18 protein-coding genes are annotated in these 22191 nt (G+C 64.4%); 3 read left to right on the top strand and 15 right to left on the bottom strand.

The features are described 5' to 3' along the window. Positions 1-11 precede the first annotated feature (11 nt). The 5 genes from WKW80_RS01190 to tal form a co-directional block, all read right to left on the bottom strand. Positions 12-833 carry a carbohydrate ABC transporter permease gene (locus WKW80_RS01190; RefSeq protein WP_340361700.1) on the bottom strand — a complete coding sequence of 274 codons (822 nt, stop codon included), beginning with the start codon at positions 831-833 and terminating at the stop codon, positions 12-14. A 15-nt stretch (positions 834-848) separates the two neighbouring features. Next, a complete protein-coding gene (locus WKW80_RS01185; RefSeq protein ID WP_340361699.1) occupies positions 849-1706 on the bottom strand; it encodes a carbohydrate ABC transporter permease in 858 nt (285 codons plus the stop codon). Between the two features lie 136 nt (positions 1707-1842). Further along, a complete protein-coding gene (locus WKW80_RS01180) occupies positions 1843-3150 on the bottom strand; it encodes an ABC transporter substrate-binding protein (protein WP_340361698.1) in 1308 nt (435 codons plus the stop codon). A 237-nt stretch (positions 3151-3387) separates the two neighbouring features. Continuing rightward, positions 3388-4935: a glucose-6-phosphate isomerase gene (pgi, locus tag WKW80_RS01175; protein WP_340361697.1), complete on the bottom strand. Its 1548-nt coding sequence runs from the start codon at positions 4933-4935 to the stop codon at positions 3388-3390. Then, positions 4932-5882 carry a transaldolase gene (tal, locus tag WKW80_RS01170; RefSeq protein ID WP_340361696.1) on the bottom strand — a complete coding sequence of 317 codons (951 nt, stop codon included), beginning with the start codon at positions 5880-5882 and terminating at the stop codon, positions 4932-4934. Before tal ends, pgi begins: the two co-directional genes overlap by 4 nt. A gap of 200 nt (positions 5883-6082) precedes the next feature. Between tal and WKW80_RS01165 the strand changes: the two genes are divergently transcribed. Then, positions 6083-6787, top strand: coding sequence for a lipocalin family protein (locus WKW80_RS01165; protein ID WP_340361695.1), 705 nt, complete (start codon positions 6083-6085; stop codon positions 6785-6787). A gap of 16 nt (positions 6788-6803) precedes the next feature. Here WKW80_RS01165 and WKW80_RS01160 read toward each other — a convergent pair whose 3' ends face one another. The 3 genes from WKW80_RS01160 to WKW80_RS01150 are packed head-to-tail and all read right to left on the bottom strand — an operon-like array spanning position 6804 to position 11094. Further along, complete coding sequence (locus tag WKW80_RS01160) at positions 6804-7850, bottom strand: ABC transporter ATP-binding protein (RefSeq protein ID WP_340361694.1); 1047 nt, start codon at positions 7848-7850, stop codon at positions 6804-6806. Positions 7851-7863: 13 nt separating this feature from the next. Next, the gene (locus WKW80_RS01155) at positions 7864-10083 is read right to left on the bottom strand and encodes an ABC transporter permease (protein WP_340361693.1); all 2220 of its coding nucleotides are present in this window, start codon (positions 10081-10083) and stop codon (positions 7864-7866) included. After that, positions 10084-11094, bottom strand: coding sequence for an ABC transporter substrate-binding protein (locus WKW80_RS01150; protein ID WP_340361692.1), 1011 nt, complete (start codon positions 11092-11094; stop codon positions 10084-10086). Between the two features lie 137 nt (positions 11095-11231). Between WKW80_RS01150 and zwf the strand changes: the two genes are divergently transcribed. Next, positions 11232-12707, top strand: a complete 1476-nt coding sequence (gene zwf / locus WKW80_RS01145) for a glucose-6-phosphate dehydrogenase (protein WP_340361691.1) — start codon at positions 11232-11234, stop codon at positions 12705-12707. A gap of 26 nt (positions 12708-12733) precedes the next feature. Here zwf and WKW80_RS01140 read toward each other — a convergent pair whose 3' ends face one another. From WKW80_RS01140 to WKW80_RS01110, 7 genes are all read right to left on the bottom strand, one after another. Then, positions 12734-13840 carry an ABC transporter ATP-binding protein gene (locus tag WKW80_RS01140; RefSeq protein ID WP_340361690.1) on the bottom strand — a complete coding sequence of 369 codons (1107 nt, stop codon included), beginning with the start codon at positions 13838-13840 and terminating at the stop codon, positions 12734-12736. Beyond that, a complete protein-coding gene (locus WKW80_RS01135; RefSeq protein ID WP_340361689.1) occupies positions 13837-14832 on the bottom strand; it encodes an ABC transporter ATP-binding protein in 996 nt (331 codons plus the stop codon). The genes WKW80_RS01140 and WKW80_RS01135 overlap by 4 nt, the downstream gene beginning before the upstream one ends. Beyond that, entirely contained in the window at positions 14829-15740 is a 912-nt protein-coding gene (locus tag WKW80_RS01130; RefSeq protein WP_340361688.1) for an ABC transporter permease, read from the bottom strand. Before WKW80_RS01130 ends, WKW80_RS01135 begins: the two co-directional genes overlap by 4 nt. Before the next feature lie 166 nt (positions 15741-15906). Then, on the bottom strand, positions 15907-17490 hold the full coding sequence (locus WKW80_RS01125; protein ID WP_340361687.1) for an ABC transporter substrate-binding protein: 1584 nt from the start codon (positions 17488-17490) through the stop codon (positions 15907-15909). 92 nt (positions 17491-17582) lie between these two features. Continuing rightward, positions 17583-18836 (bottom strand): M20 aminoacylase family protein, encoded by a 1254-nt coding sequence (locus WKW80_RS01120; protein ID WP_340361686.1) that lies wholly within the window; start codon positions 18834-18836, stop codon positions 17583-17585. Further along, positions 18836-19816, bottom strand: a complete 981-nt coding sequence (locus WKW80_RS01115) for an ABC transporter permease (RefSeq protein WP_340361685.1) — start codon at positions 19814-19816, stop codon at positions 18836-18838. The genes WKW80_RS01120 and WKW80_RS01115 overlap by 1 nt, the downstream gene beginning before the upstream one ends. Positions 19817-19953: 137 nt before the next feature. Then, positions 19954-21261: a porin gene (locus tag WKW80_RS01110; protein WP_340361684.1), complete on the bottom strand. Its 1308-nt coding sequence runs from the start codon at positions 21259-21261 to the stop codon at positions 19954-19956. A gap of 295 nt (positions 21262-21556) precedes the next feature. On the opposite strand from WKW80_RS01110, the gene coq7 reads away from it, so the two are divergent. Beyond that, on the top strand, positions 21557-22186 hold the full coding sequence (gene coq7 / locus WKW80_RS01105) for a 2-polyprenyl-3-methyl-6-methoxy-1,4-benzoquinone monooxygenase (RefSeq protein ID WP_340361683.1): 630 nt from the start codon (positions 21557-21559) through the stop codon (positions 22184-22186). Positions 22187-22191 lie beyond the last annotated feature (5 nt).

The raw sequence follows: 22191 nt of genomic DNA, 5'->3' as shown, positions 1-22191 counted from the left end.
TCCTTGATTACTTACTTGACGGCGCCGAAGGTCAGGCCCTGGACGAGTTGCTTTTGACTGAACCAGCCGAAGACCACGATGGGCGCGATGGCCATCAGCGAGGCGGCGGACAACTTGGCCCAGAACAAGCCTTCAGGGCTCGAGTACTGCGAGATCAGCGTGGCCAGCGTGCCCGCCTTGGCCGACACGAGGTTCAAGGCCCAGAAGGCTTCGTTCCAGCTCAGCACCAGGCACAGCAATCCGCAAGATGCCAGCCCGCCGACAGACAGCGGCATCACCACGTGCCGGAACTCCGTCCAGATGCTGGCGCCGTCCATGCGTGCGGCTTCGAGGATCTCGTTGGGGATGTCCTTGTAGCTCGTGTAGAGCATCCACACCATGATCGGCAGGTTCGACAGCGTGAACACGATGATCAGCGCCGGCAGCGAGTCGAGCATGCCCGCGGTCTGCGCCAGCACGTAGATCGGCACCAGCGCGCCGACGGCCGGCATCATCTTGGTGGAGAGCATCCACATGAGGATGTCGCGCGTCTTCTTCGTGCGGAAGAAGGCCATCGAATACGCCGCGGGCGCCGCGATCAGCAAGCCGAGGATGGTCGAGCCCACGCTGGTGATGAGCGAATTGCGCGCATACAGCAGGTAGTCGCTGCGGCGTTGCACTTCGCTGAAGTTCTCCATCGTCGGCTCGAAGATGAAGAGCGGCGGCACGTGGATGGCCTGCAACTCGGTCTTGAACGAGGTGAGGAACAGCCAGCCCAGCGGGAAGAACAGCAGCAAGGCCAGGGCCCATGCGCCGACTGTGCGCAGGACGGTGAACATCGGATTGGGTTGCATGATCGTTGTTCTCCCTCAGTCGAGGTTCTTGCCGATGATGCGGATCAGGAAGGCCGCCACGATATTGGCCAGGATCACCGCGAACAGTGCGCCCGCCGACGCCACGCCCACATCGAAATTCATCAGCGACTGCTTGAAGATCATGTAGGTGAGATTGGTGCTCGCGTTGCCCGGGCCGCCGTTGGTGGTGATGGCGATCTCCGCGAACACGCTGAGCAAGAAGATCATCTCGATCATGATCACGACCGCCATCGGCCGGCCCAGGTGCGGCACGGTGAGGTAGAAAAACCGCTGGAACGAATTCGCGCCGTCCATGCGCGCCGCCTCCATCTGCTCGCGGTCGAGCGACTGCAGCGAGGTGATGAAGATCAGGCAGGCAAAGGGCAGCCATTGCCAGGCCACCATGATGATCACGGACAGCAGCGGCAGGTCGGTGAGCCAGTCGATCGGCTCGGCCCCGAAGGAGCGCCACACGTCGGCCAGCACGCCGTAGATCGGATTCATCATCATGTGCTTCCAGAGCAGCGCATTGACCGTGGGCATGACGAAGAAGGGCGAGATCAGGAGCACCCGGACGATGCCGCGCCCCGGGAAGGGCTCGTTGACCAACAGCGCCAGCAGCACGCCGAAGATCACCGTGATCACGATCACGCTGCCGATCAGCAGCAAGGTGTTGCCCACCGCCGGCCAGAAGTCCGGGTCGGTGATGAAGTAGTGGAAGTTCTCGAAGCCGGCGAACGGGTGTTCGCCCGGCTGCATGAGGTTGTAGTTCACGAACGAGAAGTACAACGTCATCACGAGCGGCACGATCATCCACAGGAGGAGCGTGAGCACGGCTGGCGCCATCAGCGTCCGGGGCAGGAGTCTGTTCATTTTTCGTTCCCTCTGGCTCTGGCTTTGGCTCCCTCTCCCGCCTGCGGGAGAGGGTTGGGGTGAGGGCAAGCCGCGCCCGCCATGGACGCGGCGCCCCTCACCCTGGCACTCTCCCCGCTGGGGAGAGGGAAAGACGCTACTTGTAGTAGCCGCCCTTCTTCATCTCACGCTCGGCGGCCGTCTGCGAGGTCTTCAGGGCCTCGTCCACCGTGACCTTGCCCGAGAGCGCCGCGCTCATCTGCTGGCCCACGGCCACGCCGATCGCCTGGAACTCGGGAATCGCCGCGTACTGCACGCCTACGTACGGTGACTTCGGCAGCGTGCTGTCGTTCGGGTTGGCAGTGTCGATGGCCTTCTTTTCCGCTTCGGCAAACTTGGAGGCCTTCAGGAATTCCGGCGTTTGATAAGTCGACTTGCGCGTGCCAGTCGGCACCGTGTTCCAGCCGGTTTCCTTCGCGACCAGCTTGATGTAGTCCTTGGAGGTGGCCCACTTGATGAAGGTCTGCGCGGCGTCGACTTTGGTCGAACTGGCGGGAATAGCCAGCGACCAAGCCCACAGCCAGTTGGCGCCTTTGGGCGTAACAGCGGTGGGTGCCTGCGCAAATGCCACCTTGTCGGCGACCTTCGACTGTTTGGGGTCGGAGATGAAGGAGGCGGCGATGGTCGCGTCCACCCACATCGCGCACTTGCCTTCGTTGAAGAGCGCCAGGTTCTCGTTGAAGCTGTTGGCGGAGGCGCCGGGCGGACCGTCCTTCTTCATGATGTCGACGTAGAAGTTGATCGCGTCTTTCCACGGCTTGGTGTCGATCTGCGGCTGCCACTTCATGTCGAACCATTGGCCGCCATAGGTGTTGACCAGCGTGCTCAAGAAAGCCATGTTGTCGCCCCAGCCCGGCTTGCCGCGCAGGCACATGCCATAGACGCCGCCCTTCGGATCGTTGGCCTTGTCGGCAAACTCCTTGACCTGGGTCCAGGTCGGCTGGTCAGGCATCTTGAAGCCCACCTTGTCGGCCAGATCCTTGCGATACATCAGCATTGAACTCTCGCCATAGAAGGGCGAAGCGTAAAGCTTGCCGTCAAGCGACAGTCCAGCGCGGATGGCCGGCAACAGATCGTCGACGTCGTACGCAGCGTCGGTGGCGATTGGCAACAGCCAGCCCTTCTTCGACCAAATCGGCGCTTCGTACATGCCGATGGTCATCACGTCGAACTGGCCGCCCTTGGTGGCGATGTCGGTGGTCACGCGCTGGCGCAGCGTGCCCTCTTCCAGCGTGACCCACTTGAGCTTGATGTCAGGATTCGCCTTCTCGAAGAAGGGCGTGAGTTTCTGCATCTCGATCATGTGGCCGTTGTTCACGGTGGCGATGACGAGCTCGGTGGCGGCCTGGGCCATGCCGGCGCTGGCGAGCGCTACGACGAGGCCGGTCTTGATGAAACGCTGCATGGTGTGTCTCCTTCTTGGGTTGGGCAGGCCCTCACGGCGCCTGACACGAATTCTGGAGAGCCGCTCATGCATGTTTGGTACTTGATTCGTGCTGATTGATACCCTGATGCACCAATTGACTAGTAGATTCCCTAGCACTGGCAATACAGGATGTAACAAAATTGTGCCGAACCGTTGGCTCAAGGCACAAAAAAGGCCGCTGAAAGAGCGGCCTTGCTGGGCGCCGAGGCGCGCAAGTCAGAGCGGCCGCAGGCGTGCCATCAGTCCGGCCGTGGACGCGTCCAGACCCGTGGCATCGCCTGAAGTCAGGCGTGGTTCGATGTCTTTCGCGAGCACCTTGCCAAGCTCAACGCCCCACTGATCGAAGCTGTTGATGCCCCACAGCGCGCCACTGGTGAACACGCGGTGCTCATACATCGCGAGAAAGGCGCCGAGCGCTTCCGGCGTGAGCTTCTCGAACACGAAGAAGGTGCTTGGCCGGTTGCCTGGAAAGTTCTTGTGGCCGCCCGCATCGGCCTTGCCCTGCATCAACGCCTGCGCTTGCGCCAGCGCGTTGGCCAGCAGCTTGTTGTGATGGCCTTCGAGGTCGTGCGAGGCATCGCGCACGGCCACGAACTCGAGCGGCGTTGCGTCGGTGCCCTGGTGCAGCATCTGGAAGTAGGCATGCTGGCCGTTGGTGCCGGGCTCGCCCCACAACACGGGCGAAGTGCCGAAAGGCAGCGGTTGCCCGCCCGCATCGACCTGCTTGCCGTTGCTCTCCATTTCAAGCTGCTGCAGGTAGGCCGGCACGCGCTTGAGGGCACTGTGATACGGCGCGATGCTGCGGCTGGTGAAGCGGTGGAAGTTGCGATACCAGACGTCGAGCAGGCCGAGCCGCACCGGCAGGTTCCGCTCCAGCGGCGCGGTGCGGAAGTGCTCGTCCATCGCATGCGCGCCGGCGAGCATGCGGCGAAACCCGTCGGAGCCGATCGCCAGCGCGATCGGCAGGCCGATGGCCGACCACAGCGAATAGCGCCCGCCCACCCAGTCCCAGAAGCCGAAGGTGGTTTCGATACCGAAGGCCTTGGCCGCATCGACATTCGTGGTGAGCGCCGCGAAGTGCCGTGCAACCTCCAGTCCGCTGGACTGCTCGAACCAGCGCTTGGCCGAGAGCGCGTTGGTCATCGTCTCGGTCGTGGTAAAGGTCTTCGATGCAATGAGGAACAGCGTGTGTTCCGGCGCCAGGCCCCGGAGCACGCCCGCCAGTTCATGGCCGTCGACGTTGGAGACGAAATGGAAGCGCTTGCCGCGCGCCACGAATTCCTCCAGCGCCAGCACCGCCATTTGCGGGCCGAGGTCGGAGCCGCCGATGCCGATGTTGACCACGTCGGTGATCGTGTGGTCGGCGCGCATCTGGTCCGCGTACTTCAGCATAGCGTCGAGCGTGGCGTGCACGTCGCGCAGCTTCTCGTCGTTGCCGGACGCATCGGACGGGCTGCGCAACAACGTGTGGAGCACGGCGCGGTCTTCGGTGTTGTTGATGTGCTCGCCCGCGAACATCGCATCGCGGTGCGCCTCGAGCCCGCACTCGCGGGCCAGCGACATCAGCAATGCCTCGGTGGACGTGTCGATGAGGTTCTTGGACAGGTCGCCGAAAACGTACGGCGCCTCCTGGCTCAGTGCGGCGAAGCGGCCGGCGTCGCTGGCAAATGCCTGGAGCAGATCCAGGCTGCGGCCCTTGCTGTCGTAATGCGACTGCAGTTGCGCCCAGGAAGGCGCCTTGTCGCAACGCAGCCGGGTGCTCATGCCGACTCCATGAGTTTTTCCAGCTTGATCGCATCCGCGGCAAATGCGCGGATGCCCTCGGCCAGCTTCTCGGTGGCCATCGCGTCCTCGTTCAGCGCGAAGCGGAAACCAGCCTCGTCGTAGCTCTTCTTCGGAATGTCCAGCGACTTTGCTGCGTTGGCGTCGAGCGCATGGGCCAGCGGCGCTTCGCTCGCTGCCAGTTCCGCCAGCAGTTCCGGGCTGATCGTGAGCAGGTCGCAACCCGCCAGCGCAGCGATCTGGCCGGTATTGCGGAAGCTCGCGCCCATGACTTCGGTCGGGATGCCGAAGTGCTTGTAGTAGTTGAATATCTCGGTCACCGACTTCACGCCAGGGTCGTTGGCGCCGGCGTTGGCGGCCTCGTCCCACTTGGCGCCAGCCGATTTCTTGTACCAGTCGTAGATGCGCCCGACAAAGGGCGAGATCAGCTTCACGCCCGCCTCGCCGCAAGCCACCGCCTGCGCGAACGAGAACAACAGCGTCAGGTTGGTGTGAATGCCCTTCTGCTCCAGCGCTTTCGCGGCCTGGATGCCTTCCCAGGTCGAGGCCACCTTGATGAGCAAGCGCTTGCTGGTGTCGATGCCTTCGGCGCGGTACATCGCGACGATGCGCTCGGCGCGGGCAATGCTCGCGGCGGTGTCGAATGAGATGCGCGCATCGACTTCGGTGGAGACCCGGCCCGGGATTAGCGTCAGGATCTCGGTGCCGAAGCGCACCAGCAGGCGGTCGATGACTTCGTCGATCGGTTTGCCGGCGTGTTTCTTGACGGTCTCGTCGAGCAGCGGCCGGTATTCCGCCTTTTGAACCGCCTTGAGGATCAGCGACGGATTGGTCGTCGCGTCCTGCGGCTTGGAGGCGCTGAGTTGCTTGAAATCACCGGAGTCGGCGACAACGGTGGTCCATTGGCGAAGGGCATCGAGTTGGTTCATCAGGCGATTATGGAACCTCGATTTGACAGCCGCGCATACGCTATTGCCAGTCCCTCATCCTTTCCGGTAAATTGCGACCCCGCCCGGCAGCGGGGCACGAAATCGCGGCCCGCGCGCCGACAACCGCTGTGGTCCACGGCTGACGGGCCGCTGGGCAGTGCATGCGGAACATCGCTATTTGCACAACAGAGGAGCGACCCATGACATTCCGTTCCGGGCGCCGCGCGGCGCCACAGCCCGCCCCGCCTTTCGACGACCAGGCCACCAGCGCATCCATCGGTGCGATGGCTGTAGCCTTCTGTGTCGGCGGTGCGCTGACGCTGATGGCCTTCAACACGGCGCGCAATGCCCGCCTGCCCGCACCCGCCGGGCCAGCGGATGGCGCGCCACTGATGCGTGCACCTCTGCAGGTGGTGGCACCCGTCGACCTCGTGCGGTACGGCGGCCTGTGGCACGAGCAGGCCCGCCTGCCGAACCGCTTCGAGAAGAACTGCGAAGGGTCGGTGACTGCCCAATACACGCTGCGCGACGACGGCACCGTGGAGGTCAGGAACCGCTGCGCATTGGCCGACGGCACCTTCGACGAATCCATCGGGACCGCACGCGTCTTGCCCGTGGCGGGCCAGCCCGGCGCGGGTCGGCTCGAGGTGCGGTTTGCGCCGGAATGGCTCTCATGGCTGCCGATCGTCTGGGGCGACTACTGGATCCTCAAGCTCGACCGCGACTACCAGGTGGCGCTGGTCGGCACGCCCAACCGCGAATACCTCTGGGTGCTGTCACGCGTGCCGCAACTCGACGCGGCCACGCTGGACGCCGAGCTCGAATACGCACGCACGCTCGGCTTCGACGTCGACAAGGTGATCCGCGCGGGCGCGACGCCGGCGGCGAACCCGCTGAAGTATTGAGCGAATCACCGCGCCCTCAAGCGCTGCCGGGCACCACCGACACACCGTGCAGGCCGAGCGACAGCGTGGTTTCCGCACCGGCTGCGAGCGGACGCGCCAGATCGTTCGATAGCACGAACACCGGCCCGATGGCGGTATCGAAGCTGTATTCGTAGGCGTTCCCAAGGTACGAGATCTTGCGCAGCGTTCCTTCAAGGCCAACCGCGGCGCCGATCTGCCAGGACTCCGGCCGCACTGCCACCTTGACCAGTCCGGGGGCGAGCGGGTGCGCCGTCTTCAGGATGAGCGGCCCGAGCGTGACCCGGCCATCGAACTGCACGATCGCGGTGTACACCATGGCCTCGCCCATGAAGCCCGCGACGAACTCGCTCTGGGGCCGGCTGTAGAGCTGTTGCGGCGTGCCCGCCTGCGCGATGACGCCGTGGTCCATCACGATGATCTGGTCACTGACCGCGAGTGCTTCGCTCTGGTCGTGCGTCACATACGCCACCGTGAGTTTCAGCCGCTGCTGGAGGCCGCGAATCTCCTCGCGCATCTCGCGGCGCAGGCGGGCGTCGAGGTTCGACAGCGGCTCGTCGAACAGCAGCACCGCGGGCTCCAGCACCAATGCGCGCGCCAACGCCACGCGCTGCTGCTGGCCACCTGAGAGTTCGCTGGGCAGGCGCTCGTCGAAGTCGACCAGGCCCACGCCCTTGAGCGTTTCGCGTGCGCGCCGCGCGATCTCGTCCTTCTTCACGCCGCTCATCTTCAGTCCGTAGCCGACGTTCTCGATCACGTTCATGTGCGGGAACAGCGCATAGCTCTGGAACATCATGCTCACGTTGCGTTCGGCCGGCCCGAGCGTGGTGACGTCGCGCCCGCCCATGATGATTTCGCCCGAGGTCGGCGATTCCAGCCCCGCGATCATGCGCAGCGTGGTCGTCTTGCCGCAGCCCGACGGGCCGAGGATGGTGGTCAGCGTGCCCACCGGCACTTCGAAGCTGATGCCCTTCACCGCCAGCGGCGCCGCCGGATCGGTGCCGTAGCGCTTGGTGACGTTGCGAAATTCGATGCCGTTGCTCATAAGTTTTTTCCGCTCACGCCAGCGGTTCCATCTTGTGGTGCCCCTGATGCCCGGACGTCGTCTTGCGACGCCCCAGTTTGCGTTCGCCCACGACGAGCTGGATCAGCGCAATCGCCACCGACATGAGCACGATCAGCACCGTGCAGTACGCCAGCGCCACGCCGTAGTCGCCGTTGCCGACCCGGCCGATGATGTAGGTCGTCGCCAGTTCGTTCTCCGCCGTCACGAGAAAGATCACCGCGCTCACCGTGGTCATCGCGCGCACGAAGCTGTAGACCAGCGCAGCCACGAGCGCCGGCTTCAGCAACGGCAGCACCACGCGGAACAGCGTTTGCGAAGTCGACGCCCGCAACATCAGCGACGCCTCATCCAGCGACCGATCCAGTTGCTTGAACGCGGCCGTGCCAGCCCGGACACCCACCGGCAGATTGCGGAACATGAAGCACAACACGATGATCAGCCCCGTTCCCGTCAGCTCGAACGGGGGCACGTTGAAGGCCAGGATGTAGCTCACCCCCAGCACCGTGCCCGGAATCGCAAAGGCCAGCAGCGCGCCAAACTCGAATGCACCTTGCCCCTTGAACTCGTTGCGCGCCAGCAGCCACGCAATCAACAAGCCCAGTGCCGCGGTGATCGGCGCCGAAATGCCGGCGAGCTTGAGCGTGGTGAACAGCGAGTTCCATGCCGTGCCGGCCCACACCAGCCCGAACTGCCCCCACTCCAGCGAGAACGCCGTCCTGAAATGGTTCAGCGTGACGGTGTAGTCGCGGCCCCAGGTCTGCACGAAGCCGCCGGCAGAGGCGAACAGGTAGACGACCATCGTGAACGCAATCCACGGCAGCGCAATCACGTAGACAGTGCGCCGAACCGAATCCGGGAGCGCCATGGCAATGCCCGCATCGCCCTTGCCGCTGACCGTCGTGTAGTTCTTCTTGCCGAGCACACCGCGCTGCAACGCGAATACGCCCAGCGCGAAGATCGTGAGCACCCAGGCCAGCGACGCGGCACGCCCCTGGTCGTACTGCGCGCCGACGATCGCAAAGAAGATGTCGGTCGAAAGCACCGAGAACTGGCCGCCCACCACCACTGGATTGCCGAAGTCCGCGATGCTTTCGATGAAGCCCACCAGAAACGCATTCGCCAGCCCCGGCTTCATCAACGGCAGCGTGATCGTGAAGAAAGTGCGGCGCCGGTTTGCGCGCAGCATCTGCGCCGCCTCTTCCATGCTCGGCGCAATGCCCTGCACCACGCCGCGCATGATCATGAAGGCAATGGGCGTGAAGGCGAACAACTGCGCCACCAGCACGCCCTGCATGCCATAGAACCAGCGCGTGGGTTCCACACCGAAGACCGACTCCAGCATCTGGTTGAACACACCCGCACGCCCGAACAGCAGGATGAGCCCGAGCCCGACCACGAACGGCGGCGTGATGATCGGCAGCAGCGCCAGCACCCGCAACGGCATTTGCCAGCGCTTGCCGCCGCGTTCGGCCATCAGCGCCATCAACGTGCCGAGCAAGGTCGTGCCGGCGGCTGTGAGCAACGCGAGCACCAGCGTGTTCCATGCCACGCCGCAGCGCACACCCCCTGCCAGGCAACCCACGCCCCAGATACGCTCGGTGAACACGCGCGCGACGAACGCCGCTATCGACCAGTGCCCGTCTTCGTCCAAAAAGGCCCCCGCCAGCGCCTTGAGGACCGGATAGGCGATGAACAGCGCCATCAGCACGCCGCATGCAATCACCGCGCCCGAAACGAACAAGTCACCCTTGAAGAAGCCGATGCGCGCCAGGCCGAAAGCGAGCAGCAGCACGAGTGCCGACACAGCGATGAAGCCGCCCGCGCCGATGCCGAACTGGTTGACGGCGAGTTCGCCAAACGCGGTGTTCAGTACCGCGAAACTCCAGCCGCGCGCGCCAATGGTGAAGCCGGTGATTCCGAGCCCGAGGGCGCCAACCGACCCGCCGGCCAACAGCCACCGACCTTGCGCGCGACCCGGCGTCAACAGCGCGCCGACTGCGCACAGCGCCAATCCGAGCACACCGGCCAGCAGCCAGCCGCGCTCCTGCAACAGCGCCTGCCGCAAGCCGTTGGCGGCGTCGCCTTCGCTGAAGATGCGCGGCAGGGCTTCATGCCAACTCGTGTCCTGGATCGCATACCAGGGCAGCAGCACGTAGCCGACCAGGCCCGCCGCAACGCAGAAGACGATCGGAGCGTTGGGCTTGCGAATCATCTAGCGCGGAATGGAGTTGACGTCCTTCTCCCAGCGCGCGAGCAGGCGTCGGCGTTCCGTGCTGGAGCCGTACTTGGCATAGTCGTAGTCGATCAACTTGATCTTCTTGAAGTCCGGCACGTTGGCATCCACCGGCGTGGCCTTGTTCGAAGGCAACTGGTACTGCTTCGCGTTCGCGCCGAATGTCTGCGCCTGCGGCGTCAATGCCCATTCATAGAACTTCTTCGCCTCCGCCAGGTTGCGCGCGCCCTTGACGATGCTCATGGAGCCGATCTCCGCGCCGGTGCCCTCCGAAGGCGTCACCGTCTCCACCGGAAAGCCCTGCATCCGCTCTTGCGGGGCGTCATGCACGAAGCTGATGGACACTGCGGTTTCGCCGCGCGCGACCGCCTTGATCGGCCCGACGCCCGTGCGCGTGTACTGGCCCACGTTCTTGTGCAATCCCTTCAGGTAATCGAAGGCCTTGTCTTCCCCCATGAGCTGCACCAGCGTCGCGATCATCGTATAGGCCGTGCCGCTCGATGCGGGGTTCGCCACCTGGATGTCGCCCTTGTATTCCGGCTTGAGAAGGTCGGCCCAGCTGCGCGGGACGGCGAGCTTTTTCTTCTGGAGCAACTCGGTGTTGTAGCCAAAGCCGAGCGGCCCCGAATAGATGCCCACCGTCTTGTAGCCCGACTGCTGCGCCTGCTGTTGCGCCCACGGGTAGAGCTGCGGCAACGAAGGCGACTTGTATTCGAGCGTGAGGCCCTGCTCGGCCGCCTGCAGATGCGGGTCGCCGGTGCCACCGAACCACACGTCGGTCTTGGGGTTCTCCTTCTCGGCGATGAGTTGCGCAAGCGCTTCGCCCGAGCCCTTGAGCGCAAGGTTGATCTTGACTCCGGTGGTGCGCGCATAGACGGTCGCGATCATGTTGCACCAGTCGGCCTGCACGGAGCAAATGACGTTGACCTGCTGGGCCGATGCCATCGACGACATGCCCCAGATCGCGGCCAGGCACAGAAGTTTTTTCATATGACGAATCACCTTCGAACAGAAGTGGTGCTCCAGAGTCAAAACCAGCTTAGTTGCGGCATTACGTATCAGTCATCCGTACAACTACCATTAAAGTCGGACTCAGATACCGCTTCCCCATCACACGGATAACTTCCATGAGTTTCGATCTCGTTCTGTTTGGCGGCACTGGCGACCTCGCATGGCGCAAGCTGATGCCCGCGCTCTTCCAGGCCTTCCGCCATGGCAGCCTGCCCGCCAACGGCCGCATCATCGGCGTCGCGCGCGACGACTTGTCGGACGACCAATACCGCGAGCTGATCCAGTCCCGCTTCAAGGCGGTCGAAGGCGCCAAGCGCCCGACCGAAGAAGAGTTCAAGGCCTTCGCCTCGATGCTTTACTTCCTGCGGCTCGACCTGTCGAAGCCGGCCGACTATGCCCGCCTTGCCGACATGCTGAACGCGCGCAACGCCGACAGCATCATCATGTACGTTGCAACGGCACCGGCACTTTTCACGCAGACCGTCGAGCAGATCGCCGTCGCCGGCCTCAATGGCCCGAAGACACGCGTGGTGCTCGAAAAGCCGCTTGGCCATGACCTCGCATCCAATCGCGCCATCAATGAAGCGGTCGGCAAGGTGCTGCACGAGAGACAGGTCTTTCGCATCGACCACTACCTCGGCAAGCCTTCGGTGCAAAACCTTTTCGCGCTGCGCTTCGGCAATGCGCTGTTCGAGCCGATCTGGCGCCGCGAACACATCGCCAACATCCAGATCACGATCGCCGAAGACCTCGGCGTCGAGAAGCGCGGTGCCTTCTACGACCAGACCGGCGCATTGCGCGACATGGTGCAGAACCACGCCTTGCAACTGGTCTGCGCGATCGCAATGGAACCGCCGATCAACGCGCACGCCGACGCGATCCGCGATGAAAAGCTGAAGGTGCTGCGATCCTTGAGGCGCTGGACGCCGGAAGCGCTGGGCCTGCATGCCGTGCGCGGCCAATACACGGCGGGCACCGCGTACGGCGAGCGCGTGCCCGGCTACAAGGACGAGCCCGGCGTCGATCCCCAAACCCGCACCGAGACCTTCGTCGCGCTGCGCACCGAGATCGAGAACTGGCGATGGGCCGGCGTGCCAATCTATATCCGCACCGGCAAGCGGCTCGCCTCCCGCGACGCCCGCATCGAGATCAACTTCCGTTCCACGCCGCATGCGATCTTCCGCACGCCGACGGGCGCGGCGAACAAGCTGGTCATCAACCTGCAGCCGAAGGACGGCCTCGAACTGCACCTGCTGGCCCAGCCGCAGGACCAGCGCGTCAACACCAAGGCCGGCGTGCGCGCGGGCATGATGCCGCTGGCCCCGGTTCAACTCGACCTCGACTTCGACATGCGCTTCGGCACCGAACGCGTGGGTGCCTACGAACGCCTGCTGCTCGACGTGATCGATGGCCGGCTCAACCTGTTCGTGCGCAGCGACGAGCAGGAAGAAGCCTGGCGCTGGGTCGAACCGCTGATCGACAGCTGGGGCACCGACGGCGGGCCACGGCCGTATGCTGCGGGCACGTGGGGGCCGAGTGCCTCGAGCGCGATGATTGCGCGCGATGGGTTTGCCTGGGGCGAAGAGCAATAGCGCGCTCCAGCCCCGTCGCACAACGCTCAGATCCGGTTTTCTTCCACCGCGTGGCAAGCGACCTGGATTCCCTCGAAGGACTGCAGCTTCGGCCGCTCCGCCGAGCACCGCGCATTCGCATGCGGACAGCGCGGATGGAAGGCACAGCCGGTCGGCGGTGACAGCGGGTTCGGCACCTCGCCCTGCACCGGCGTGCGGGCGCGGCCGGTCGCGTGCAGCTGCGGGATCGCGTCGAGCAACATGCGCGTGTACGGATGCCGCGGTGTCGCGAACAGGGTGCGCTTGTCGGCAATTTCAACCAGGCGGCCCAGGTACATCACGCCGACCTGGTCACTCACATGGCGCACCACCGCGAGGTTGTGCGAGATGAAGAGGTAGGTCAGGCCGCGCTCGCGCTGCAGGTCCTTCATGATGTTGAGCACCTGCGCCTGCACGCTCACGTCGAGCGCGGACGTCGGCTCGTCGCACACCAGGAACTCCGGCGCAGTGGCCAGCGCACGCGCGATCGAGATGCGCTGGCGCTGCCCGCCCGAGAACTGGTGCGGGTACTTCGCCATGTCGTGCGGGCTCAGTCCCACCGATCGCAGCAACTCGCCCACGCGATCGCGCAGCGCGCCCTTCTCCACCACCAGGCCATGCTCGACCAGCGGCTCGCCGACGATGCCCTCGACCTTCCAGCGCGGATTCAGGCTCGCGTACGGATCCTGGAAAATCATCTGGATGTGCTGGCGCAACGCCCGGCCCTGCGCCGACGCAAAGGTCGCGTGCACATCCTTGCCGGCAAACCGGACATGGCCCCGGCTCGGGTTGTAGAGCCCCACCAGCAAGCGCGCCACCGTGCTCTTGCCACAGCCGGATTCACCGACCAGCGCCAGCGTCTGCCCGCGTGGAATGGTGAAGCTCACGCCATCGACCGCGTGCAGCAGCAGCCGCGGCTGACGCTCGATCACGCGGTTGAGCCACGGTGCGGAAACATCGAAAGTCCTGGCGATGTCGTGGGCGACGACGAGCGGCGAGGCGTCGTCAGCCGGCACCTCGTTTGGCGATTCCTGAAAGACATCCGCTGCGCATTGGACAACCTCCGTGCTTCGCACTGCGGTACGAGCGCCTTCGGGCGGCCGGGCGGCGCTCATGCCACGGCTCCAGCGCCCTGTGTCGCGTCATGCAGCCAGCAAGCCGCCCGCGTCGCACCTGCGTCGATGAGATCAGGCCGCTCGCGCGCGCAACGGTCGAATGCGCGAGGGCAACGCGGGTTGTAGGCGCATCCTGCGGGAATGGCATTCAGGCGCGGCATCGCACCGTCGATCTGGTTCAGTCGCTCGCGCTCGATCGTCATGTCGGGAATCGCCGCCATCAGCCCGCCGGTGTAGGGATGCGCCGGCGCATGGATCACCTCATGCACCGGGCCGATCTCCGCGACACGCCCCGCGTACAGCACCGCCACCCGATCACAGGTCTCGGCAATCACGCCCATGTCGTGCGTGATCAGCATGACGGCCGCGCCGCGCTCATGGCACAGGCGCTTGAGCAGCGTGATGATCTGCGCCTGGATCGACACGTCGAGCGCCGTGGTCGGCTCGTCCGCCACGATCAGCATGGGTTCGGCCGCGAGCGCGAGCGCAATCACCACACGTTGCCGCATGCCGCCGGAGAACTGGTGCGGGTAGTGGTCGATGCGTTGCGCCGCGCCCGGAATTCCGGTGTCTTCGAGCAGGCCGATCGCGCGCCTGCGGGCCTCGGCCTCGGTCACCGGCAAGTGGGTCCGGATGGTCTCGGTGAGCTGCCGCCCGATTGTGTAGAGCGGGTTCAGCGAGGTCAGCGGATCCTGGAAGATGGCGCCGATGCGCCGGCCGCGAATGTGGCGCATGCGCGCATGGTCGAGCTGGTCGATGCGCTCGCCCTGCAGCAGGATCTGCCCGCCCGCGATGCGGCCCGGCGGCTCGAGCAGGCCGATGATCGCCGCGCCGGTGAGCGATTTGCCCGCACCCGACTCGCCCACCACGCCAAGGATTTCTCCGGGCGCAATCGAAAAGGAAATGTCGTCCAGCGCCCGCAGCGTGCCGCGCCGGCCCGGAAACTCGACGACCAGGTTCTGGACTTGCAGGAGCGGATGAGCGGTCTTCATCCAAGCCTCGGATTCAGCGCGTCGCGCAGCCAGTCGCCCAGCAGGTTCACGCTCAGCGCGATCAGCACCAGCATGATGCCGGGGAACACGACGCCCCACCATTCGCCGCTGAACAGGAACTGGTTGCCGTTGCTGATCAGCGTGCCCAGTGAAGGCGAAGTGGGCGGCACGCCAACGCCCAGGAAGGACAGCGTGGCCTCGGTGATGATGGCGGTCGCGACCTGCACCGTCCCGATCACGAACACCGGCCCCAGCACATTGGGCAACACGTGCTTGCGCATGATGCGCAGCGGCGAGACGCCGGTGACGCGCGCCGCCTGCACGTATTCCTTGTTCCGCTCGACCAGCGTCGAGCCGCGCACCGTGCGCGCGTAGTCGACCCATTTCGTCAGCGAGATCGCCAGGATCAGCACGCCGAAAGCCACCGTGTTGGGCGCATTCGGAAACAGCGCCCGACCGACACCCGCAATCAACAGCGCCACCAGGATGGCGGGGAAGGAAAGCACGACATCGCAAAGCCGCATCAGGAACGCATCCAGCCATCCGCCGCGAAAGCCGGCGAGCAACCCGAGCGTGACGCCGATCAGCATCGAGAGCAACACCGACACGAAGCCGACCACCAGCGACACGCGCGAGCCATACATCAACGCCGACAAGATGTCGCGACCTTGCTCATCCGTGCCCAGCAGGTACTTGCGCGTGCCCTCTTCCATCCAGACCGGCGGCAACCTCGCATCGCCAAGTTCGAGCGTGGCAAGGTCGTTCGGATCATGCGGCGCAACCCAGCCCGCAAACACTGCGCAGAAGATGCAGATGAACGCGACCACAGCCGCGGCAATCGCCATCGGCGAATGCCGAAAGCTGTAGCCCACGTCGCCGTCGAACCAGCGGAACAGAATTTTTTTCATCGTAGGTAAGGGCCACTCACTGCAAGGATTGCGCCCGTCCACCGCTCAAGACCGTCACAGCCCAATCCCGGAGACACCGCGGAACCGGCTCTGCCGGGCCGCTGGTGTCGCCCCCGGCAGGGGGTAGGAGGAGCGACACGAAGTATCGCGGAGCCTGGGGGCGAGCCTATTTCACGGTCATCCACTTGAACGGCATGTAGTTGTCGGCCATCTGCGTCAACTCCACCTTCTTGCTGACGCCCCATGCCAGCGTCTGCTGATGCAGCGGCAAGTGGCCGACATCGTCCGCGTGCAGGGTGAAGGCTTCCTTGATCATCGCGTCACGCTTGGCCTTGTCGGTCTCCGACTGGATCTTCTTGGTCAACTCGTCCACCTTCGGATTGCAATACGCACCCAGGTTGAACTGCCCCGTGCCGGTCTTGTCGTCGGGGCAGGCCATCAACGCGCTCAGCGCGTTGTGCGAGTCATAAGTGGTCGGTGTCCACCCGAGCATGTAGAAGCTGGTGTCGCGACGCAGCACCTTCGGGAAGTAGGTGCCCTTGGTCTCTGCGGCCAGGTTGATCTTCACGCCGATCTTCGCCAGGTTGGCCGCGACGCTCTGGCAGATCTGGCTGTCGTTTACGTAGCGGTCGTTCGGGCAGTTCATCGTCACTTCGAAGCCGTTCGGGTAGCCCGCTTCGGCCAGCAGCTTCTTCGCGGCTTCGACGTCATACGGCAAGCGCTTGTCCTGCCCCTCCGTCCAGCCATTGATGCCGGGACCCACCATCAGCCCCGTCGGGCGCGACGCGCCGCGCATCACGGTCTTCTGGATGCCCACGATGTCGATTGCCTGGTAGAACGCCTGGCGCACGCGCTTGTCCTTGAATGGGTTCTTGCCCTTCACGCTGGAATACAGCAACTCGTCGCGCTTCTGGTCCATGCCGAGGAACATGGTGCGCAGCTCAGGGCCGGTGATCACGCGCGCATTCGGGCTCTTGTTGATGCGCTCGATGTCCTGGACCGGCACCGGCTCCATCACGTCGATCTCGCCCGACAGCAGCGCTGCCACGCGGGTCGCCGGGTTGGAGATCGGCGTGAAGATCACTTCCTGCACATTGCCTTCGATCTTGCCCCAGTAGGTCGGGTTGCGCGTGAACACCGTGCGCACGTTCGGCTGGCGCTCGCGCACGCGGAACGGCCCGGTGCCATTGGCCTTGAAGGAGGCCGTGTTCTCGATGCCCTTGCGGCGGTCCACCGGCATCGTCGCCTTGTTCTCCTCGCACCACTTCTTGCTCATGATCATCAATTGCGTGATCACGTCCGGCAGGATCGGGAACGGGCCCTTGGTCTCGATCTCGATGACGAAGTCGTTGACCTTGCGCACTTCCTTGATGTCGGAGGTGTTGGTCTTCACGTCCGAGCCGTCGCCGGCCGCACGCGCAAAGCTGAAGAGCACATCGTCGGCAGTGAACGGCGTGCCGTCGTGGAACTTGACGTTCTTGCGCAGTTCGAAAGTCCAGACGGTGGGCGTGCTCTGCTTCCAGCTCGTGGCCAGCAGCGGCGCCACGCTCAAGTCCTTGTTTCGCCCGACCAGCGTTTCGTACACGTTGGCATCGGTGCTGAGTTGCAGCGACTCGTTCAGCGAATGCGGGTCGAGCGAGAGCGCATCGCCCTGGTTGGCGATGCGGATCGTCTGTGCATTGGCCAGCAGACTCGTCGCGCCCAGCGTCGCCAGGACAGTGGCCGTCAGCACTTTGGACTTGAAACTCATGTAAAGAGACTCCTCATGGGGTTTGAAACAGGTACTCGCGTGGAACGCCGTGCAAGCTCGTGGCCGATGCGCGGCAAGCTCGATGATGCGGGCTATTGCATCACGCCGGCCTTGGCGTTTTCCTTGGGCGCGGCCGAGGCTTTCAGCGGCATGCCCTGCTCGACCAGGCCCGCGTGCATGGCGGCACCGAGCGGCAGGATCTCGTCGTTGAAGTCGTAGCGGCTGTTGTGCAGGTAGGCGCCGTCCTTGATACCCTGGCCGATGCGCAAATACGCGCCCGGCTTCTTCTGCAGCATGAACGAGAAGTCCTCGGCGCCCATGCTCGGCTCCATGTTGCGCTCGACGTGGCGTGCACCCACCAGCCCCTGTGCCACGTCGCCGGCAAACAGCGCCTCCGTGGCGGTGTTGATGGTCGCGGGATAGATGCGCTCGAAGCGCACCGCCGCGGTGGCGCCGAACCCCGACGCGACGGCGCCGCACATCTCCGCCAGGCGCTGCTCGACCTGCCGCTGCACCTTGTCGCAGAACGTGCGCACCGTGCCGACCAGCGTCGCCTTGCCGGGCACCACGCTCATCGCGCCGAGGTCGCCGGCCTGCACCGCACAAATGCTGATCACCGCCGCGTCGATCGGCCGGACATTGCGCGAGACGATGCTTTGCACCGCGGTGATGATGTGCGCCGAGACCAGCACCGGGTCGACCGTCTGGTAGGCGTGCGCTCCATGGCCGCCCCGGCCGGTGACCTCGATGGTGATGCGGTCGGCGGCCGCCATCATCGCCCCGCTATTCAGGCCGACCGTGCCGGCCGGCATGCCGGGCCAGTTGTGCATCGCAAAGACCGACTGCACCGGAAAGCGATCGAACAAGCCGTCTTCGATCATCACGCGGGCCCCGGCAAAACCTTCTTCGCCGGGCTGGAAGATGAGAATGGCCGTACCGTCGAAGTTGCGCGTCTCCGCGAGATAGCGCGCCGCGCCGACCAGCATGGCCGTGTGTCCGTCATGGCCGCAGCCATGCATCAAGCCCTTCTTCGCCGAACGCCAGGCAAAGCCGTTGTCCTCGCACATCGGCAGTGCATCCATGTCGGCGCGCAGGCCGATCATGCGGCGACTGGCCGTCGAACGGCCGCGAATCACCCCCACCACACCGGTCTTTCCGATGCCCGTGTGAATCTCGTCGACACCACAGGCCCGCAACGATTCCTGAACGCGCGCGGCGGTGTAGACCTCTTCGAACCCCAACTCGGGATGCGCATGCAGGTCGCGGCGGAACGCCGTGATCTCCGGATGAAACCGCGCGATGTGCGCAAACGCCCGACCTGCGACTTGCCAACGTGGCGAACCCATCAATGCCCTCCGGTGGTGGAAACGCGCAGCCTCGGATCGACTGCAAAGTACAGCAGGTCGACCGCGAGATTGATCGTCACGAAAATCAACGCGATGAGGCAGAGGTAGGCCGACATGATCGGGATGTCCGCGAACGTCACGGCCTCGATGAACAACAGGCCCATGCCGGGCCACTGGAACACCTTCTCGGTGATGATTGCAAACGCAATCAGCGAACCCAGTTGAAGGCCCGTGATGGTGATGACGGGCACCATCGTGTTGCGCAGCGCATGCCCGAAGTGGATGGCGCGATCGGACAAGCCACGTGCGCGCGCGAACTTGATGTAGTCGGTGCGCAGTACCTCGAGCATCTCGGCGCGAACCAGGCGCATGATCAGCGTGAGCTGGAAGATGGCCAGCGTCACGGTCGGCAGCACCAGATGACTCCAGCCGTCGCGCGTGAACAAGCCGCTGCTCCACCAGCCGAGCTTGACCACCTCGCCACGCCCAAAGCTCGGCAGCCAGCCGAGCCAGACCGAGAACACCAGGATCAACAGGATGCCGATCAGGAAGGTCGGCAACGACACGCCCAGCAGCGACAGCGCCATCACCGTCTGGCTGCCCACGGACCCGCGCCGCAAAGCCGAATACACGCCCATGGGCAGGCCCACGGCAAGCGCAAGCACGGCCGCCACCACCGACAACTCCAGCGTCGCCGGCAGCCGCTCGCCGATCAACCGCGACACCTTTGCGCCCTGGCGCAGGCTCAAGCCGAATTCACCCTGCGCCGCGTTGACGAGGAAGTGCCAGAACTGCACGAAGAAGGGTTGGTCGAGTCCCAAGTCGACCCGCAGTTGCCGGATCTGCTCGGGCTTGGCGTCCTGCCCCAGCAGGAAGACCACGGGGTCGCCGACGTACTGGAACAGCAGGAACGCAATGAAAGCCACTGCGACCATCACGATCACGGCTTGAATGAGACGGCGCAGTACGAAAACGAGCATCGAGAAACTATTGGTTACGGACGATAGCAGAGCTATGCACCTGCCCGCGAGGGGACTAACCATGAAAAAAGCCACTCGACTTTCATCGAGTGGCTTTTTGAGTCTTTCAACTTCAACTGGCGGAAGCCAGCGTCAGATCAGAAAGCGTGACGGATACCGAAGTCGTAGCCGTAAGCCTTGTCAGCTTGGTAGCCACCGTTCGGGGTCAGCAGGAACGTGTTCGTGAACTGCGGGCTGGTGGCGCCTGGGTACGAGCTGTTCGCGTTCAGGTTCAGGCCGTTCTTGTTCTTGACGAACGCTGCCGTTGCATACAGGGCCGTACGCTTCGACAGGTTGTGCACGTAGCCAATGGCGAACTTGTCAGCCTTCGGGTCGGGCGTCAGCGTGGCCAATGCAATCGTAGGCAGCGTCGGCGTCGAGGTGTAGTTCAGCTTGACTGCCGAGTAGGACACGCGGATCAGGCCAGGACCGACCGGCACGGTTGCGCCGACCAGGTAGCCATCGCCCTTGAACGAACCCGTGCCAAACAACGGAGCCGTGAGGGCGGAACTGAAATCGATGTTGTTCTTGGTGCGCGAGAGTTCACCGAACAGCTTGACAACGCCGAAGTCATACGACGCGCCGAGGTTCATGGACTCGACCGTGGTCTTCTGCCCAGCGTAGTAGTCGTCGCCGGTCGTGCTTTCGCCGTAGGAAGCAGCAACGTCCAGGCCGCCATTGGCGTAACCGAAGCGGCCACCGACGTACTGGCCGGTGTACTGGCTGTTCGGGACGTTCGGGGTGGTGGCGCCCGGGGTGTATTTGACTTTTTCCGGGAAGGCGTACATCACCTGGCCGTAGAAACCACCCAGGTTCGGCGGCAGGAAGTAGCCGACCGAGTTGCTGGCGCGAACGTAATTGGCGTTGCCGAACAGGCCGCGGTCGACGGACACGCCGCCGGGGCCGACGGCCAGCGTGCGCGGACCTTGGTTCATCGTGAAGATCAGGTTGCTGCCAACGCCATTGGTGCCGAACGGATCGAACACGGTGTCGTTCCAGAACGTCGGCGTGTAGTCACGGCCGAGACGCAGTTCACCGAAACCACCCGACAGGCTCACGGTCGAACGACGCGCGAAACTCGCGAGGCCGACAACACCGTCATCATTTGAGACCGTTCCTGCTTCGAGCCAGAAGCTTGCCGCCAGACCGCCGCCGAGGTCTTCCGTACCACGGAAGCCGACACGGCTCGAGTTGTAGCCCGAGTTGGTCAGAGCCCATTGGCTCTGCTTCAGGTCGCCGGTGCCGATGAAGTTGAGTACGGGGGTGCCGTTGAAACCGACGAATTTGCTGGTCGTTTGGTAATAGCTGACTGCCGCGTCAACCACGCCGAACAACGTGACAGACGACTGAGCCGAGGCAACACCAGCAACAGCCAGGGCAGCCAGAGCAACTAGGGATTTTTTCATTGCAAGTTTCTCCAAGGTTAAACATAGGGCTCCGGTGCAGAGGGCTCACCGTGACTGGGCACTTTTCTGTGCTCCCACCGGACCCCGGGCCAACCTCCTTTTGGGAAGTTGTCGCTATTGCACCAGACGCGCCGCATCAGGGCAAAAGAATTCGGCCGAAATCGCGGAAGGGTCCGGCGTTTCGTTGCACCTGTGCAACAAAGGCGAGGGGGCGCCGTCAAGTTCACGATGTGAAACGATGCGGATCGCCCTCCTCCCCTGGCAACTTGCGTTCCACTTGCGTTCCAATTGCGCCATGACCCGCTCACTCGACCCTCTCCTGACTGCTGCGGATGCGGCATTGCGCACCTTGTTCACCCGACCGCGCGCGACGCGGCCGGCGCCGGCGCCCGCGACCCCGCCCGGACAACTCACGCAGGCCGAGCGCCGCGAGGTCGGCGCGCTGATGCGCGTCAATCATGTCGGCGAGATCTGTGCGCAGGCGCTCTACACCGCACAGGCGGCCGTGGCGCGCGACCCCGCGTTGCGCGACCAGTTGCTGGAGGCGGCGCACGAGGAAACCGACCACCTTGCCTGGACTCAGCAGCGAATGGACGATTTGGGCGCCAGGGCTTCGCTGCTGAACCCGCTCTGGTATGCCGGCGCATTTGGATTCGGCCTGGTGGCCGGGCGGCTCGGCGATGCCTTGAGCCTGGGGTTCGTCGCCGAAACGGAGCGCCAGGTCGAGGCGCATCTCGAGAGCCACCTGGGCCGCATTCCCGCCGCCGACACCGCATCGCTTGCAGTCGTGGCACAGATGAAGGACGACGAAGCGCGCCATGCAGCGCAGGCACACAGCGCAGGCGCGCGCGGGTTGCCGGCGCCGGCTCGCGCAGCGATGCGGTTTGCCGGCCGGGTCATGACGACCGTCGCGCACCGCATCTGATCTGG

The sequence above is a fragment of the Variovorax humicola genome (genome assembly GCF_037889915.1).
Lineage (GTDB): Bacteria > Pseudomonadota > Gammaproteobacteria > Burkholderiales > Burkholderiaceae_C > Variovorax > Variovorax humicola.
The sequence above is the reverse complement of the archived record's forward strand: the minus strand, read 5'-3'. Positions and strand labels throughout refer to the sequence as shown.

Bases quoted from the DNA above. Each gene is read 5' to 3' on its own strand.
- WKW80_RS01190 (WP_340361700.1), bottom strand. From the start codon at position 833: ATGCAACCCAATCCGATGTTCACCGTCCTGCGCACAGTCGGCGCATGG.
- WKW80_RS01185 (WP_340361699.1), bottom strand. From the start codon at position 1,706: ATGAACAGACTCCTGCCCCGGACGCTGATGGCGCCAGCCGTGCTCACG.
- WKW80_RS01180 (WP_340361698.1), bottom strand. From the start codon at position 3,150: ATGCAGCGTTTCATCAAGACCGGCCTCGTCGTAGCGCTCGCCAGCGCC.
- pgi (WP_340361697.1), bottom strand. From the start codon at position 4,935: ATGAGCACCCGGCTGCGTTGCGACAAGGCGCCTTCCTGGGCGCAACTG.
- tal (WP_340361696.1), bottom strand. From the start codon at position 5,882: ATGAACCAACTCGATGCCCTTCGCCAATGGACCACCGTTGTCGCCGAC.
- WKW80_RS01165 (WP_340361695.1), top strand. From the start codon at position 6,083: ATGACATTCCGTTCCGGGCGCCGCGCGGCGCCACAGCCCGCCCCGCCT.
- WKW80_RS01160 (WP_340361694.1), bottom strand. From the start codon at position 7,850: ATGAGCAACGGCATCGAATTTCGCAACGTCACCAAGCGCTACGGCACC.
- WKW80_RS01155 (WP_340361693.1), bottom strand. From the start codon at position 10,083: ATGATTCGCAAGCCCAACGCTCCGATCGTCTTCTGCGTTGCGGCGGGC.
- WKW80_RS01150 (WP_340361692.1), bottom strand. From the start codon at position 11,094: ATGAAAAAACTTCTGTGCCTGGCCGCGATCTGGGGCATGTCGTCGATG.
- zwf (WP_340361691.1), top strand. From the start codon at position 11,232: ATGAGTTTCGATCTCGTTCTGTTTGGCGGCACTGGCGACCTCGCATGG.
- WKW80_RS01140 (WP_340361690.1), bottom strand. From the start codon at position 13,840: ATGAGCGCCGCCCGGCCGCCCGAAGGCGCTCGTACCGCAGTGCGAAGC.
- WKW80_RS01135 (WP_340361689.1), bottom strand. From the start codon at position 14,832: ATGAAGACCGCTCATCCGCTCCTGCAAGTCCAGAACCTGGTCGTCGAG.
- WKW80_RS01130 (WP_340361688.1), bottom strand. From the start codon at position 15,740: ATGAAAAAAATTCTGTTCCGCTGGTTCGACGGCGACGTGGGCTACAGC.
- WKW80_RS01125 (WP_340361687.1), bottom strand. From the start codon at position 17,490: ATGAGTTTCAAGTCCAAAGTGCTGACGGCCACTGTCCTGGCGACGCTG.
- WKW80_RS01120 (WP_340361686.1), bottom strand. From the start codon at position 18,836: ATGGGTTCGCCACGTTGGCAAGTCGCAGGTCGGGCGTTTGCGCACATC.
- WKW80_RS01115 (WP_340361685.1), bottom strand. From the start codon at position 19,816: ATGCTCGTTTTCGTACTGCGCCGTCTCATTCAAGCCGTGATCGTGATG.
- WKW80_RS01110 (WP_340361684.1), bottom strand. From the start codon at position 21,261: ATGAAAAAATCCCTAGTTGCTCTGGCTGCCCTGGCTGTTGCTGGTGTT.
- coq7 (WP_340361683.1), top strand. From the start codon at position 21,557: ATGACCCGCTCACTCGACCCTCTCCTGACTGCTGCGGATGCGGCATTG.